Origin of the sequence: Hyphomicrobium sp. (genome assembly GCF_051860585.1) — a bacterium.
Classification (GTDB): domain Bacteria; phylum Pseudomonadota; class Alphaproteobacteria; order Rhizobiales; family Hyphomicrobiaceae; genus Hyphomicrobium_C.
The window spans coordinates 155,502-172,156 of record NZ_JBHYDS010000002.1; the positions used below are offsets into that span (position 1 = coordinate 155,502).

Genomic DNA, 16,655 nt, shown 5'->3' on the forward strand with positions numbered 1-16,655 from the left:
TCAGACGCCACGCAACAGCCGCCAAATCGGCCACCCGCTGATCGCGATCCCCAGCGCGGCGAACGCACCGGTGGCCATGGCAAGACGCGTCTGCGAGACGTGATCCTCCGCGAGACGCTCCGCAAATGTCGCCCGCGAAAGCCCAACCACGCGGTCTGCGTGGAATATGCGCCGGCCTGCTTCGTCCTTGAGACGACCCATCGCCATCACCGAGCCGTTCGCGACCAGCCCTTCGATGCGGACTGAGCCGCGCGCAAAACGCGGATGCTCGTCGTCGCGCTTGGAATCGGTCCAGCGGGAGATCGTCCGGTCGAGTTCGTAATCGTCATTGCCGATCAGATACCTCCCTGACACGGTGTCGACCTCGAGCGGTTGCTTGCCGCCATCAAGGTCTCTCCAGCCACGTTCCCTGCGCTCGCGCCGATAGACGACGAACTCGTCGTGCAGCGGCACGACCGAAGCCGAAATCCGTCCGTCGATAATCGAGAGCTGACCGGGTGAGGCGGTCGCGACATCGGGGAGCGTTGCGAGCAGAATTTGCAGGTCCGCGATATCGCCGGCCGTGATGACAGCCTTGGCCGAGATCAGGAGAGCGACGACCGCGAGCGCGCCGACCGCGATGAAAAACCCATCGGCGTACGAGATGTTCGGGGGTCGGGCGGGTCTCATTGGCTGTCCGGCTGAAGGATCAGACGCCAGACAGAAATGCACGAGACCGTCCGACGTGTGAAGGGTCGAAGGAAAAATTCCCGCACGCAATCCTTGCTATGTTCTTATTTTGTTCTATACTATTGAAACCACCCCATCCTGACCCCGATCGGAGGCAAGCCGCTGATGACGCCCCCGCATGTCCGCTCGGCCTCCCGCACGCGCGATGAAACCGCCGCCACGCGCAACCAAACACTAGGCGAACTGCGCCGCATGCTGTCCCGCATCGAAGGCCTGCACATGGAAGGGATGCAGGGCGGCGAACCCGATTGCCTGTCGTTCGGGCTGCCTGCGCTCGACGCTTATCTTCCCCGCGGCGGTCTCGCCTTCGGCGCCATGCACGAGATCGCCCCCGAGACCGAAGCCGATGTGCCGGCCGCGTTCGGATTTCTGATCGCGCTTCTCGCCCGCACGCCGGGCACCGCCCCGCTTCTCCTCATCCTCACCGCGCGTGGTCCCGTCCGAAATGCGCGCCTCTTCGGCCATGGCCTCAACACGCTCGGCCTCGATCCCGGCCGCGTCATCCTCGTCGAGACCGCCGACGAGAAGGACGCCCTCTGGGCGACCGAGGAAGCCTTGCGCTCGGGCGTGCCCGCGGCCGTCGCGAGCACCCTCGGCGTCAAGCTGGATCTCAAGACGAGCCAGCGGCTGCAGGTTGCGGCCCGCGAGTCCCGCCGCGCACTGCTGCTCATGCGGCCGCCGGCCGCTGAGCACGCCGCCACCGCAACCACACGATGGCGCATCACCTCGAGCGAAGCCGCCCGCGACCGCTTCGGCCTCGCCGCCCGCTGGCGATGGCGCGCCGCGCTCGAGCGCTGCCGCAACGGCAGGCCCGGCGAATGGATCCTGGAGTTCGACCATGCCACGCATTGTTTCAGTCTGGCTGCCGCGCTGGCCGATCCTGCGCTTTCTGAGGAACGAAGCGCGCCAATCGCACAGCGAGTCCCACAATCGGCCCAAAAGCGAGCCGGTTGACCCGCGGCGGCCGTTCGCGCTCGCCGATGCCGCCGACACGGCGAGCATCCTGGCCGTCAATCGCGCCGCCGAGGCGGAGGGCCTCGCGCCGGGCGCGCGCCTTGCCGACGCGCGCGCGCGGATCGGCTTCCTGCAAGTTCGCACCCACGATCCTGAAGCCGACGCGAACGCCCTCGCCCGGCTCGCCCACTGGAGCACGCGCTACACGCCCTCCGTCGCCCCGTTCGATGCCGCGAATGGCGCCGATGGCTTGTTTCTCGACATCACGGGCGCGGCGCATCTTCTGGGTGGCGAGGAAAAACTGCTGGCCGATCTCGCCCGCAGGCTCGCCACCTTCGGCCTCGAAGCCCGTCTCGCCTGCGCTGAAACGCCCGGCGCCGCGTGGGCGATGGCGCGCTTTTCGCGCACGCCCTCCCCCATCGTGACCGCAGGCGCTGAGGCCGAAGCGCTCGCGCACCTGCCTGTCGAAGCCCTGCGGCTCGATGCGGAAACCGCGCTCACACTGCGCCGGCTCGGCTTCAAGCGCATCGGCGCTCTCACCGGTCAGCACCGCGCGCCCTTCGCCGCCCGCTTCGAAAAGGCCCTGCTGAAACGTCTCGATCAGGCGCTCGGCCGCGCGGCTGAACCGCTGCCGCTGCTCGCCCCCCCGGCCGTCTATCTCGCGCGCCGCTCGCTCATGGAGCCGATCTTCAACGAAGATGCGATTGTCGAAGTCGCCAACACGCTGATGGGCGACCTCGCCTCCACCCTCGAACGCGACGGCGCCGGCGCGCGCGCTCTCAAGCTCTCGCTCTATCGCGTCGACGGCTTGGTCGAGGCCATCGATCTGAGCCTTGCGCTTCCCACGCGCAATCCGGATCACGTCACGCGCCTCCTCAAGCTTCGGCTGCATCGCATCGCGCAGGAGGTCGATGCCGGATACGGCTTCGAGACTCTGACCCTCGCCGTCACCGTCGCGGAACCGATGCAGGCCGCGCAGGTGGAGATGGCCGCAGGCGCCAACACGTTCGAGGAAACCGCGCAGCTCGCAGCCCTTCTCGATGCCTTGCGCCAGCGGCTTGGCCCGCGCAGCGTCCGACGCTTCGAAGCCCGCGCCCGTCACATCCCCGAACGAAGCGAGGCCATCGTAGCGGCCGCTGCGCAGGCGGCGCCATGGCCGTCCCCACGCAACACGCGCCCGTTGCTGCTCTTTCCGCATGCCGAGCCGGCCGATGTCATCGCCCTCTTGCCCGATGGTCCGCCCCAGCGCATCACCTGGCGCGGCCGCCAGCACATGATCGCGCGCGCGGAAGGCCCCGAGCGCATCGCCGCCGAATGGTGGACCATGAAAGCGCAAGCCCCCACGCGCGACTATTATCTCGTCGAGGACAAAGCCGGCCGCCGCCTCTGGCTCTACCGCGAAGGCATCCCCGGCCGCGAAACCGCAGCCCCGCGCTGGTTCGTGCACGGCCTCTTCGCATGATCGACGTTAGCCAAATGCACCACCATATTCCTCCCCCACCTCGTCGAAGGCGAGCCGTCACTTCTCCTCCCCCATCGTGCCGGAGGCATATCTCCGACATGACATGGGGGAGGCCGGGAGGGGCGGATTCCAGAACGCTAACCGTCGGGATTCCCCCCACCCCTAACCCCTCCCCACAAGGGGGAGGGGAACGCCCTCGGCGAGATGGGGACGGCCCACAAGTGAAAGGAGAACCGCCTTCGGCAAGTGGAGAGGATCTCCCACAGGAGAGCAGCTCATGACCCGCTACGCCGAGCTCGCCGTCACCACCAATTTCTCGTTCCTGCGCGGCGCCTCCCATCCGGCCGAGATGGTGGCCGTGGCCGAAGCCCTGGGGCTCGACGCGCTCGCCATCACCGACCGCAACAGCTTCGCCGGCGTCGTCCGCGCGTTCGATGCCTGGAAGGAGAACAAAGCGCTGAAGCTGATCGTGGGCGTGCGTCTCGTCACCATCGACGGACTGGAGCTGCTCACCTATCCCACCGACCGCGAAGCCTATGCGCGCCTCTGCCGCCTGCTCACGCTCGGCAAGCGCAAGGGCGCGAACACCGAATGCCTGCTGACGCTCGAGGACATCCTTGCAGCCAGGGACGGCCAGATCTTCATCGCCCTCCCGCCGGATACGCTCACGCCTGATTTCGAACGGCGCCTCGACACGCTGGCCCGCGCCACACACGGCACAAGCTTCCTCGCCGCCGTCCACCGCCATCAGGGCGACGAGCCGCGCCGCTTCGGAGACCTGGATACGCTCGCGCGCCACGCAGGCACGCCCCTCGTCGCCGTCAACGACGTGCACTATCACGCGCCCGAGCGCCGTCCGCTCGCCGACGTGCTCACCTGCATCCGCGAGAAATGCACGATCCACGACGCGGGATTTCGCCTCGACGCCAATGCCGAGCGCCATCTCAAACCGCCCGCGGAGATGGCCCGCCTGTTCGCGGACTATCCCGATGCGATCCGGCGTACGATCGAGATCGCTGGAGCCTGCCGTTTCGCGCTCGACGATCTCAAGAACGAATATCCCGACGAGCCCGTGCCGCCAGGAAAGACCGCCCAAGAACATCTCGATGACCTGACTTGGCAGGGCGCGGCAAGACGCTATCCGAAAGGCGTTCCGGAAAAGGTCGAGAAACAGATCCGCGAGGAGCTGACCCTCATCGCCGAGCTCGATTACGCCCGCTATTTCCTCACTGTCCACGATGTGGTCAAAGAGGCGCGCCGCCTCGAGATCCTCTGCCAGGGCCGTGGCTCGGCCGCCAACAGCGCTATCTGCTTCTGCCTCGGCATCACCGAGATCGATCCAAGCACCTCCAATCTTCTCTTTGCCCGCTTCCTCTCAAAAGAGCGCAAGGAGCCGCCCGACATCGACGTCGACTTCGAGCACGAGCGGCGCGAGGAGGTGATCCAATACATCTATAAACGCTACGGCCGCGAATACGCCGCCATCTGCGCCACCGTCATCCACTACCGCTCGCGCCGCGCCATCCGCGAGGTCGGCAAGGTCATGGGACTGACGCCCGACGTGACCGCCGCCCTCGCCAAGACCGTTTGGGGCAGCCACGCCGACGGCCTTCCCGACACGCACATTCGCGAGGCCGGCTTCGATCCGGAAAATTCCGCGATCCGCCAGGCCATCCTGCTCGCGCGCGAGCTGATCGGCTTTCCGCGCCATCTTTCGCAACACGTCGGCGGCTTCATCTTGACGCGAAGGCGGCTCGACGAAACCGTGCCCATCGCCAACGCCGCCATGGCGGATCGCACCTTCATCGAGTGGGACAAGGACGACATCGACACGCTCGGCCTGATGAAAGTCGACGTGCTCGCACTCGGCATGTTGAGCGCGCTCCGGCGCGGCCTCGATCTCCTGCGCACGCATCACAAGAAAAGCTACACGCTGGCGACGATCCCTGCGGATGGCACGAAAGACGCGGAGAAAACCTACGATATGCTCTGCGAGGCCGATTCCGTCGGCGTCTTCCAGGTCGAGAGCCGGGCGCAGATGTCGATGCTGCCGCGCCTGAAGCCGCGCTGCTTCTACGACCTCGTCATCGAGGTGGCGATCGTTCGCCCCGGCCCCATCCAGGGCAACATGGTGCATCCCTATCTCAAGCGGCGCGATGAAAACCCCGATACGATCGTCTATCCCTCTCCGGCACCGGAACATGGCGACAAAGACGAACTGAAGGAGGTGTTGAAACGCACGCGCGGCGTGCCGCTCTTCCAGGAGCAGGCGATGCAGATCGCCATCACCGCCGCCGAGTTCACGCCCGACGAGGCCGACGGGTTACGACGCGCCATGGCCACCTTCCGTCATACCGGCAAGGTGCACCTCTATCGCGACACGTTCATCCGCAACATGACCCGCCGCGGCTACGATCCCACCTTCGTCGAGCGCTGCTTTGGCCAGATCGAAGGCTTCGGCGAATACGGCTTCCCCGAAAGCCACGCCGCGAGCTTCGCGCTGCTTGTCTATGCCTCGGCGTGGATGAAGTGCCACTATCCGGATGTCTTCTGCGCGGCGCTCCTGAACAGCCAGCCGATGGGCTTCTACCAGCCCGCCCAGCTCGTCCGCGACGCGCGCCAGCACGGCGTTGAGGTTCGCGAGGCCGATGCCAACTTCAGCGACTGGGACTGCACGCTGGAGCACGCCCACGCCGAAAGCCCGCACCGCTTCGCCGTCCGCCTCGGGCTGCGCCAGATCGAGGGCCTCCCCGAAAGCGAGATGAAACGCCTCATCGCCGCCCGCGGCAACGGATACGCCAATCTCGAACGCTTGGGCGCAGCCGGCATCTCGCGCGGCGCAATCGAACGGCTCGCCGCGGCGGACGCCTTCCGCTCGATGGGGCTCGACCGGCGCCAGGCGCTCTGGTCGGCCCGAAGATTGCGCGCCATCGGCGTGGAGTCGTTCCCCACAAGAAAAGAGGACGCGCACCCAACCGCCCATCGAAGCAAAAGAACCGTCCTGCAGGACACCCAAACGCTGCCGCTCTTCGATCCTCATCTCGGCGACGAGCTCTTTCCCGAGCCCGCCGTCATCCTGCCGTCGATGCCGCTCTCCGAGCACGTCGCCGAGGACTACGTCACGACGGGACTGTCGTTGAAGGATCATCCCATCGCCTTCTTCCGCGAGCGCTTGAGCCGGCGCGGCGTGACGCGCAATGCGGATCTGCGCGATCCAGCAAAGACACCACACGATCAGGAGATCATTGTTTGCGGTCTCGTTCTCACGCGTCAGATGCCGGGCGGCAAGAAGGCGGTCTTCGTCACGCTCGAGGATGAAACGGACATCGCCAACATCATCGTCTGGCCGAAAGTTTTCGCGAGCAACCGCCGCACCGTGATGAGCGCGCGCTTTCTTGCCGTTCGCGGTCGCCTGCAGCGCGCGGGGATCGTCGTGCACATCCTGGCCGAAAGCTTCATCGACCTCTCGGCGGATCTTGCGCTTTTGCGGGACGCGGAACGTCTGCAACAGGAGAACGACAGCACCGCGCCTCTCGCTCCGCAGACCTCATTTCCGCTGCGCAGCCGCGACTTCCATTGAAAACGCCAATCGCCCGATTGCAAAACTGTGCTTGCCCTACGTTATATTCTTATGAATATATCGTGAAGGGAGCGGATCTGGCCTCGCGCCAGGTCCGGAGTTGGGGGACTACAATGTCTAGAAAAGTGTTCGCTGCCGTTACGGCAGCAAGTCTTTGCGTGGCCGCATCGTCAGCGCTCGCACAAGAAGGCAGTACGGCAACCGCTGGTGGCGATGTCACGGCCGATGAAGCGACTCCGCTTCCGCCCATCGTCGTCCAATCCCCTAAGGAACCGCTTGTCAGCCGCCGCCGCACGAAGGGCGCAGGCGCCTCGTCCGCTCAGTCCACGGCAGCCGCCTCCGACGGATCCGAAGGCTCCGGCACAACCGCGATTGAGGGCGAAGGCCCCGCCATCGGCATCTTCACGCTCGGCCAGCTCGACATGATCGGCGGCTCGACGATCACCAACGAGGCGATGTGGACCTATAACACCCAGTCCCTCGATAAGGCCGTCGAACTCGCACCCGGCGTTTCGTCCCATACGGGCGGCGGGCGGCGCAACGAACGCGACATCTACGTGCGCGGCTTCGATCGCTTCCGGGTCCCGCTGTCGATTGACGGCGTGCGGGTCTACCTGCCGGCCGACAACCGTCTCGACATGAGCCGCTTCCTGACGCCCGACCTTTCTGAAGTCCAGATCCAGAAGGGATATGTCTCGGTCCTGAACGGCCCCGGCGGCCTCGGCGGCGCCATCAACATGGTCTCGCGCAAGCCCACCAAGGAACTCGAGGCCGAAGCCCGCTCCGGCGTGGTGATGAACGGCGACCTCGACGATCTCAATCAGTGGAGCAGCTACGCCTACATGGGCACGCGCCAGAAGGGGTACTACGCGCAGATCAGCGGCACCATCGTCGATCAGGACCAGTTCAACCTGTCGGACGATTTCCGCCCCGCGACGCCGTCGACGCCGTTCGATCCGTTCTTCCCTTACGAACAGGGCGGCGCCCGCGACAACTCCGATTTCAGCGACTGGCGCATCAATGCCAAGGTCGGCATCACGCCGAATGCGACGGACGAATACAGCATCAACTACACGACGCAGAGCGGCGAGAAGAGCGCGCCGCTGCACATTCGCAAGGAACAGTTCCAGACCCAGCGCTATTGGGAATGGCCCTACTGGGATATCCAGAGCTTGTCGTGGCTGTCTAAAACGCAAGTCGGAAGTGCGTCCTACGTCAAGACGAACGTCTATTACAACACGTTCGAAAACCGCTTGAGCTCGTTCGACTCCCCGAGCGCGACGGTTGCGCCCTATTCACAGCAAACAGCGATGTCCGCCTTCAACAGCGACTACGAGGATTTTGCCTACGGCGGCTTCCTGGAACTCGGCACTGAGCTGATCCCCATGAACACGCTTAAAGGCGCGATCCACTATCGCAGCGACAATCATGCCGAGCGCAACTTCGGACGCCCCGATCATCCAACCCAGAGCTTCGTCGAGCCCTGGCAGGAGAACATCGAGGACACGTGGTCCTTCGCGCTCGAGAACACGTTCCACGCCAGCAAGCGGCTCGATTTCATCGCCGGCGTGAGCTACGACTATCAGGATGTGAAGCGCGCCGAGGACTTCACCGCCGGCGTAGTCGTCCAGAACGAACTCACCACGAACCACGCCTGGAACTACCAGGGCGGCGCCGTCTATCGCTTCTCCAACACCGGCGACGTGCACGCGACCGTTTCGAGCCGCACGCGTTTCGCCACCGTGTTCGAGCGCTACAGCACGCGGTTCGGCTTTGCCATTCCCAACCCGAACCTCGAAGCCGAGCGCGCGACGAACTGGGAACTCGGCGCGACGGAGACGTTCTTACGGGACGTGCGCGTTTCAGGCGCCCTCTTCTATTCGGACCTCAAGGACTCGATTCAGTCCGCTTACATCATCCGTCCTGACGGCAGCGTGTTCACGCAGAACCAGAACGTGAGCGGCGAGACCTACGGTGCCGAACTGTCGGTTGACTGGGACGTCGCACCCGGCCTCCGCGTCGGCGGCAACTACACGTTCCTGGAGCGCAGCTTCGACTACATCACGCCGGGAACCCGGCCTGAAGGCACGCCCCAGCACGAAGGCTTCCTCTATCTCTCTTGGGATGCGACCTCGAAGCTGACGTTCACGCCGAGCCTGTCGCTCGCCAGCGATCGCACGAGCTTCGTCACCAGCGGAAAGACCAGAAGCTACATCGAGACCGGCAGTTTCGCGTTGGCGAACCTCCAAGCCGAGTACAAGTTCAACGAAAACGTCTCGGCTGCCGTTGGCGCGACCAACATTTTCGATCAAAACTACAGCTTGGTGGAAGGCTTCCCCGAAGCGGGCCGGCAGTTCTTTGCGAACGGCCGCGTGAAGTTCTAGGTCTCGGCACACTTGTCTTCAATTCTGCTGCGCGGCGCGATATAAGACGGTAGCTAGCGCCGTGCAGCAGAAGGATTTCAGTCCATGAAGATCAGCGCCCGCAACGTCCTCACCGGCAAGATCGTCGACGTGAAGAAGGGAGCGACCACCGCCCACGTGCGTATCGATATCGGCGGCACGATCGTGACGGCTTCGATCACCAACGAGTCCGTTGATGAACTGGCTCTCAAGCCCGGAATGACCGCGTCGGCGGTGATCAAATCGTCCGACGTCATGGTCGCGGTGGAGTAAGCATGAAGACGCTGCTGTCCCTTTTCGTTGCCAGTGCGGCGCTCGTTTCCGCGGCGGCCTCATCCGTCGCCGCGCCGGCTGTCGGCTGCGACGGCTTTTTGTGGCCGCTCGCAACCGAAATTGCCTGGATGAAATCGGACGGCACCGAAACGGTCGACAGCGGCTCGACCCTGCCAACGCCACCGGACGGCAAGGCCGTCGCGCTCGCCCTCAAACCGGCAGCCGAGGTCACGCTGCCGGCCACGCCGACCAAAACGCCGAAACCCGGCGACGACAAAACGCTCGCCGGCGTCGTCACCTTCGGGAGCATTTCCCAGGGACACTACCAGGTCACGCTGTCCGCCCATGCCTGGATCGACGTGGTCCAGAACGGCAAGGCGCTCGAGGCGACGGGTCATACCGGTTCGGCCGATTGCGAGTTCGCCCGCAAAAGCGTCCGCTTCGAGATCGCCGAAGGGCCGGTATCGATCCAGATTTATGGAGCGCAGGCGGCAGTCGTAAAATTCACGATCCGTCCCGCCACGGACTAACGACGCCTCGCCACCAAAACAGCCTTAATTCCCGGGCAAAGTTGCAACGCAAGCCCGAAAAATGACCGTGCGGCCGCCATATTTCGGCTTCCCCGCACAATGCGCTTGACCGCCGCCATTCCGCAGCCTGAAAGAAGGCGCTGCATTTATTTTGATCACATGTCGGCGCGGACGATCGCCGAACGTCATTTGAGCGACGCCCCACCGCGCGTCATCAGATTTTGACGACTGCAAAACAGAAGCTGAGATTTTCCCATGTTGAAGCACATCTTTGCTTGGATGCTCGTGATCCTTGCCATCGGCGGCACGGCGGGCGGGCTTGGCTACTACAAGTATTCCGAGATCCAGACGGCCATCGCCGCATCCCGGAATTCGCCGGAACCGAGCGAAGCGGTCCAGTCCGTTCGCGCCCACACGGGCGAGTGGTCGGCCACCACCCGCGCCATCGGCTCGGTCGTCGCGCTGCGCCACGTCGAGATCCGGAACGAGATCGCAGGCGTGGTCGCGGAGATCGGTTTCCGCTCGGGCGATATCGTCGATAAGGACGCGCTCCTCATTCAGTTCGACGCGCGCCAGGAGCAGGCCGCCCTCGCCGCGAGCGAAGCCGATGCGCGCCTGGCCAAAATCACACTCGACCGCCGCGAAAGCCTTCGCGCCAGTGCCGCCTTCAACGAGCAGGAATTCGATCGCTCGCGCGAGGAGTTCGCCGCTGCAACCGCGCGTGCCAACAACCTCGCTGTCGTCGTCGACAAGAAACGCATCACGTCGCCCTTCCGCGCCCGCGTCGGCATCACCAACTGGCAGCCCGGCGCTTACCTGGACGTCGGCACCCTGATCGTCACGCTGCAGGGCGTCGACGCGGATGCCTATGTCGATTTCGCATTGCCGCAAGACAGCGCGGCCGCCATTCGAGCCGGCAGCCGCGTGACGCTCTCGGGCCCCGCCGTACCGAACGGCGAGATGACGGCCACCATTCTTGCCGAGGACAACACGGCCGACGGATCGAACCGCGCCGTGGCCTTCCGCGCCGTCGCGCCCGGCTTCGGCGAGCGGCTGCGACCCGGCACCTTCGTCGACGTCACCGTCGAGACATCGAAACCACAGCAAGCGGTCATGGCGCCCCTGTCCGCCATCCGCCGCTCACCGAACGGGCAGAACGTGTTCGTCCTGGTCGAGGAGGAGGGCAAGCTGCGCGCGCGCATGCGGGCCGTCACCACCGGCGCCGTCAAGGGCGGCGACATCGTCGTCCTGAAAGGCCTTGCGGCCGGTGACCTGATCGCCTCGTCCGGCTCATTCAAGCTGCGCGACGGATTGCTCGTCCATACTGGCACTCCGGCTCCCGCTCCGGCCGAAGTCGGCGTCAACTGAGCGAGCCCGCCATGCGCGTCATCGACCTCTTCGTCCGCCGCCCCGTGATCGCGCTGGTCTTGAACCTGGCGCTGGTGCTGATTGGCCTCCGCGCCGCAACACAGCTTCCGATCCAGCAATATCCGCGCATCGAAAGCTCCTCGATCCTCATCACGACGATCTACGTCGGCGCATCTGCCGACAGCATCCGCGGCTTCGTCACCACGCCCATCGAGCGCGCCGTCTCCTCCATCACTGGCATCGACTACGTGGAGAGTTCGAGCGTCGCCGGTCTGAGCACCGTCACGGCCCGCCTTAAGCTCAACCATCCGAGCACGGTCGCGCTGGCCGAGGTCGGCAACCGACTCGACCAGATCCGCAGCGAGCTGCCGCAGGAGGTCGAAAGCCCCGTCGTCGAGGTGCAGCGCGCCGACCGGCCCTACGCGACCTTCTACGTCAGCGTCACATCCAACACGATGACGCCGCCCGAGATCACCGACTACCTCTCGCGCAACATCCAGCCGCGCCTGAGCACGATCGCCAACGTCCAGCGTGTCGGCATGGAGGGCGCGCGCCCACAGGCGATGCGCATCTGGCTCGACGCGGACCGCCTCGCGGCTTTCAACCTCGGCGCAAGCGAAGTCGAGGCCGCCCTCCAGCGCAACAACTTTCTTGCCGCCGTCGGCCGCACCAAAGGCAACGAAGTCCAGGTCGATCTTCTCGCCAATACCGATCTCAAGAGCGTCGAGGAATTCGAACGCCTGATCGTGCGCGAAGACGGCAAACGCATCGTCCGCATCTCGGATATCGGCCGCGTCGAGCTGGGCTCCGAGGAGGAAACCTCCAACGTCCGCCACAACGGCAAGGACGCGGTGTATCTATCCGTCTGGCCGCTCCCCGGCACCAACGAGATCGCCGTCGCCTATGCGCTGCGCGACGAGCTCGAGCGCATCCGCCCCGACTTGCCCGCCGGAACCGAGATCGACCTCGCCTACGACGGCACGGTCTACATGGAGAATTCGCTGAAGGAGATCGCCAAGACCTTCAGCGAAACCGTGCTGATCGTCGGCTTCATCGTCTTCCTGTTCCTGGGCTCGTGGCGCAGTGCGCTGGTTCCGCTCGTAACGATCCCGATATCACTCATCGCCGCCTTGGGGGCCATGATGGCGATGGGCTTCTCCCTCAATCTGCTGACGCTGCTCGCCATCGTGTTGTCCGTCGGCATCGTAGTCGACGACGCCATCGTCGTGGTCGAGAACGTCACGCGCCATATGCAGCACGGCATGGGCCGCATCCAGGCGGCGCTCCTCAGCACCCGCCAGCTGTTCACGCCCATCATCGCCATGACGATCACGCTCGCCGCCGTTTATGCGCCGATCGGGTTTCTGTCCGGCCTGACGGGCGTTCTGTTCAAGGAATTCGCGTTCACGCTGGCGATCGCCGTCATCTTCTCGGGCTTCGTCGCGATCACGCTGTCGCCGATCATGAGCGCCTACACGGCGACCGAGGGCGGCCATGAGGGACGCTACGCGCGCTTCGTCACGCGGAGCCTCGACCGCCTCTCCGAAGCCTACGGCAACGCTCTCGACGTCATCCTCACATTGCGCGCGCAGATCCTCACCTTCGGCGCCTTCATCTGCATGCTCGCCGTGCCCTTCTACATGTTCTCGTCGCAGGAGCTTGCGCCGGTCGAGGACGAAGGCTTCATCCTCCTGATCGTGAACTCGGCGCCGGACGCCTCGCTCGCCTACACCACCTCGCACATGGACAAGATCAAGAACATCGGCACCGCGCTGCCCGAATACGAAGCGATGTTCGAGATCGTCTTTCCGTCGAACGGCTTCGGCGGCTACCTGCTGAAGAACTGGCACGACCGCACGCGCAGCGCCCATCTGATCCAGCCGGAGATTTTTGGCGCCGTCTCGCAGATCAAGGAGCTGCAGGTGTTCCCCGTGCTGCCGCCCGCTCTCCCCGGCGCCGGCAACTACGACGTCGAACTCGTGCTTAAAGGCCCCGGCACGCCCGAACAGATGGCGGACTACGCCGGCAAGCTCGTCAACGCCGCCTTCGCCAGCGGACAGTTCATGTTCGCCGACACCGATCTCAAGATCGATCTGCCGCAGGTCATGGTGACCGTTCACCGCGAGCGCGTCGCCGATCTCGGCCTCGACCTGGCCGACGTCGGTCAGCAGCTCGGCGTTCTCATCTCGGGCAACTACGTCAATCGCTTCACGCGTGAGGGCCGGGCCTACAAGGTGATCCCGCAGGTGAACCTCGACGCGCGCGCCGTCGCCTCACGCCTGCTCGACTACAAGATCAGGACGCGCGACGGAAAACAGATCCCGGTTTCGGCCATCGCCAGCCTCGAGACGAAAACGGCCCCGCGCACGCTGACGCGTTTCCAGCAGGCCGACAGCTTCCGGGTCTTCGGCGGCGTCGTGCCCGGCGTAACCAAGGGCACGGCCCTCGCCACGCTGGAAGCCGCCGCGCGCGACATCCTGCCGGCCGACTACACCATCGACTACGCCGGTGAATCCCGCCAGATCCGGCAGGAAGGCGCAACGCTGGCCGGCACCCTCGCCTTCGCCATCGTGCTGATCTACCTCGTGCTCGTCGCGCAGTTTGGCAGCTTCCGCGATCCGCTCGTCGTGCTCGTCGGATCGGTGCCGCTTGCCCTTTCCGCCGCCCTGCTGTTCACGTTCCTCGGCTTCACCACGATCAACATCTACAGCCAGATCGGCCTCATCACCCTCGTCGGACTGATCGCCAAGAACGGCATCCTGATCGTCGCCTTCGCCAACGAGTTGCAGAGGGAAGGTCTGACCAAACTCGCCGCCATCCGCGAAAGCGCCAAGACGCGCCTGCGTCCGATCCTGATGACCACCGCCGCGACCGTCTTCGGCCACTTGCCGCTGGTATTCGTCACCGGCGCGGGCGCCGAAGCCCGCAACAGCATCGGCATCGTGCTCGTCACGGGCATGGCCATCGGCACCCTGTTTACCCTCTTCATCCTACCGGTGATCTACCTCGCCATCGCCGCCGAGCACCGCGCCGACGAATGGGACACCGAGGGCGAACCCCAGATCCCCACTGCGCCGGCCGCGCCGGGACATCCGAACCAAGGCGGCGCGGGCGCGTTCGTTTAACGGTCCGTCTACGCCCGCGGCCGCGCCGAGCCTTACGAATTTGTAACGGCGCGGAAAGCGGACGGACATCGCGGCGCAGTTATAGTCGGGGCACGCCGACACCTATCGCAAGGACGCGACGCATGCGCGTGCTACTCATCGAGGACGACCCCGACACCGCCCAATACGTCATCAATGGCCTCGAGGAAGAGGGCCACACCATCGACCACAGCGCCGACGGGCGCGAGGGCATGACCCAAGCCATGGGCGAAACCTACGACGTGCTCATCGTCGACCGCATGCTACCCGGCCTCGAAGGTCTCGCCATCGTCAAGACGATGCGTTCGGCCGGATGCAAAGTGCCGATCATCTTCCTCACGGCACTCGGCGGCGTCGACGACCGCGTCGACGGCCTGGATGCAGGAGGCGACGACTACCTCGTCAAGCCGTTCGCATTCTCGGAGCTGCTGGCCCGCATCAACGCCTTGTCGCGCCGCCCCCACCTCAAGGGCGAAGAAACACGGCTCAAGGTCGGCGACCTGGCGCTCGATCTCATCACGCGAAAGGTCTACCGCGGCACCGCTGAGATCGAGCTTCAGCCGCGCGAGTTTCGCCTCCTCGAAGTCCTGATGCGCAACAAGGGACGCGTCGTCACCCGCACGATGCTGCTCGAACGCGTCTGGAGTTTCCATTTCGATCCCAAGACCAGCGTTGTCGAGACGCACATCTCGCGGCTGCGCAGCAAGATCGACAAGCCCTTCGCGACCGAGCTGATCCATACCGTGCGCGGCAGCGGCTACAGCCTCCACGAAGGCCCGTGACGGAGGGCCCCGCCGTGCTGAAGCGAACCCCGTTCCGGCTCGCGGCGACATTCACGGCCCTGTTCGCGGCGACCGTCGTCGCGCTGTTCGCCATCCTCTTCCTCGGCATGACCTCGCGCCTCACGGATCAGATCCATGTCCGCGCCCAGGAGGCGATGGAGGCGTTCCAAGCCATCGACGACGAACGTTCGTTCCAAGATCTCGCGGGCGTTGTGGCGAGCGAAAGCGCCTCCGTCCGCCACGCGGATTTCATCGTCGAGCTCATCGACAAGGACGGCCGCCACGTCGCCGGTAACGTGCGCAACATTCCCACGACCGACGGCTGGATCACGCTCGAGCGCGCCAAGGTCCAGCCCGACAGCTCCGCGGGCGAACCGGACGACCGCTTTTTCGCCATGTGGGAGAACGTTTCCGAGGGCCGAATTCTGGTCGGCAGCAGCGACCGCGAGCTGCGGCGCACGCAAACGTTCCTGCTCGAAGTGCTCGGCATCGGCCTCGTTGCGACGACCCTGCTGGGCGGCGCGTGCGGCGCGTTCATCGCACGTCAGACCCAGCACCGCATCGACGCCTTTGCCCACACGCTCGCCGCCGTGTCCGACGGAAACATCAAGGCCCGCGTGCCGATGTCCGGCTCGGGCGACGACATCGATCATGTCGGAGAACAGGTCAACCGCACGCTCGACCACCTCCAGAAGCTGATGGAGAACGTCAACCAGTCCTCATCCGATATCGCGCATGATTTGAAGAAGCCCGTCGGCCGGCTGCGCCAGCGCCTCGACATCGCGCGCCGCGGAGCGAGCACCGCATCCGACTTCCGCGCGTCGCTCGACGGCGCGCTCGACGATCTCGACGCCATCATGGAAACGTTCGATGCCCTGCTGCGCATCACGCAGATCGAAGCCGGCGCACGCCGCGCACGGTTCGGCAGCGTCGATCTCGTCGCGATCCTCGACGATGTCGCGGAAATCTACGCCGCCGTCGCGGAAGACGCCGGACACCGCCTCGCTTGGGCCGATACGCGCTGGAAGCCCGCCCTCGTCAAGGGCGATCGCGAGCTTCTCGTGCAGCTGTTCGCCAACGTCGTCGAGAATGCCATTCGGCATTGTCCGACGGGCACGCATATTTCAATCGCGCTGTATGATGAGCCGCAAGGCTTCCGAGCGGAGCTTTCCGACAATGGTCCGGGCATTCCCGAGACCGAGCGGGAAAAGGTTTTTCAGCGCCTCTACAGGCTTGAGCGCGCCCGCACCACGCCCGGCAGCGGCCTCGGCCTCACCCTCGTCGCAGCCATCGCCGAGCTGCACGATGCGGCGATTGCACTGAAGGATCAGACACCTGGACTCTGCGTTGCGATTTCGTTTCCGGGCGCCGCCGAGGCGGCCTGATCGGCCCTTACGAATCCGTATGCTGGCGGCCAAGCGGCGGCAAGATG

Annotated in this window: 11 protein-coding genes; 10 read left to right on the top strand and 1 reads right to left on the bottom strand. The window is 65.0% G+C overall.

What is annotated here, in order from left to right:
- A complete protein-coding gene (locus tag ACTIFK_RS03610) occupies window positions 1-669 on the bottom strand; it encodes a hypothetical protein (protein WP_439541683.1) in 669 nt (222 codons plus the stop codon).
- A 165-nt stretch (window positions 670-834) separates the two neighbouring features.
- Between ACTIFK_RS03610 and ACTIFK_RS03615 the strand changes: the two genes are divergently transcribed.
- From ACTIFK_RS03615 to ACTIFK_RS03660, 10 genes are all read left to right on the top strand, one after another.
- Window positions 835-1,683: an ImuA family protein gene (locus tag ACTIFK_RS03615; protein WP_439541684.1), complete on the top strand. Its 849-nt coding sequence runs from the start codon at window positions 835-837 to the stop codon at window positions 1,681-1,683.
- Window positions 1,568-3,145: a Y-family DNA polymerase gene (locus tag ACTIFK_RS03620; protein WP_439541685.1), complete on the top strand. Its 1,578-nt coding sequence runs from the start codon at window positions 1,568-1,570 to the stop codon at window positions 3,143-3,145. The genes ACTIFK_RS03615 and ACTIFK_RS03620 overlap by 116 nt, the downstream gene beginning before the upstream one ends.
- A gap of 277 nt (window positions 3,146-3,422) precedes the next feature.
- Entirely contained in the window at window positions 3,423-6,725 is a 3,303-nt protein-coding gene (locus ACTIFK_RS03625) for an error-prone DNA polymerase (protein WP_439541686.1), read from the top strand.
- A gap of 113 nt (window positions 6,726-6,838) precedes the next feature.
- Window positions 6,839-9,109 carry a TonB-dependent receptor plug domain-containing protein gene (locus tag ACTIFK_RS03630; RefSeq protein WP_439541687.1) on the top strand — a complete coding sequence of 757 codons (2,271 nt, stop codon included), beginning with the start codon at window positions 6,839-6,841 and terminating at the stop codon, window positions 9,107-9,109.
- Window positions 9,110-9,193: 84 nt separating this feature from the next.
- Window positions 9,194-9,400: a TOBE domain-containing protein gene (locus tag ACTIFK_RS03635; protein WP_439541688.1), complete on the top strand. Its 207-nt coding sequence runs from the start codon at window positions 9,194-9,196 to the stop codon at window positions 9,398-9,400.
- 2 nt (window positions 9,401-9,402) lie between these two features.
- Complete coding sequence (locus tag ACTIFK_RS03640; protein ID WP_439541689.1) at window positions 9,403-9,930, top strand: hypothetical protein; 528 nt, start codon at window positions 9,403-9,405, stop codon at window positions 9,928-9,930.
- 255 nt (window positions 9,931-10,185) lie between these two features.
- Complete coding sequence (locus ACTIFK_RS03645; RefSeq protein WP_439541690.1) at window positions 10,186-11,298, top strand: efflux RND transporter periplasmic adaptor subunit; 1,113 nt, start codon at window positions 10,186-10,188, stop codon at window positions 11,296-11,298.
- An 11-nt stretch (window positions 11,299-11,309) separates the two neighbouring features.
- A complete protein-coding gene (locus ACTIFK_RS03650) occupies window positions 11,310-14,423 on the top strand; it encodes an efflux RND transporter permease subunit (protein WP_439541691.1) in 3,114 nt (1,037 codons plus the stop codon).
- Between the two features lie 122 nt (window positions 14,424-14,545).
- Window positions 14,546-15,223: a winged helix-turn-helix domain-containing protein gene (locus ACTIFK_RS03655; RefSeq protein WP_439541692.1), complete on the top strand. Its 678-nt coding sequence runs from the start codon at window positions 14,546-14,548 to the stop codon at window positions 15,221-15,223.
- Window positions 15,224-15,237: 14 nt separating this feature from the next.
- Window positions 15,238-16,608: an ATP-binding protein gene (locus ACTIFK_RS03660; RefSeq protein WP_439541693.1), complete on the top strand. Its 1,371-nt coding sequence runs from the start codon at window positions 15,238-15,240 to the stop codon at window positions 16,606-16,608.
- Window positions 16,609-16,655: the final 47 nt, after the last annotated feature.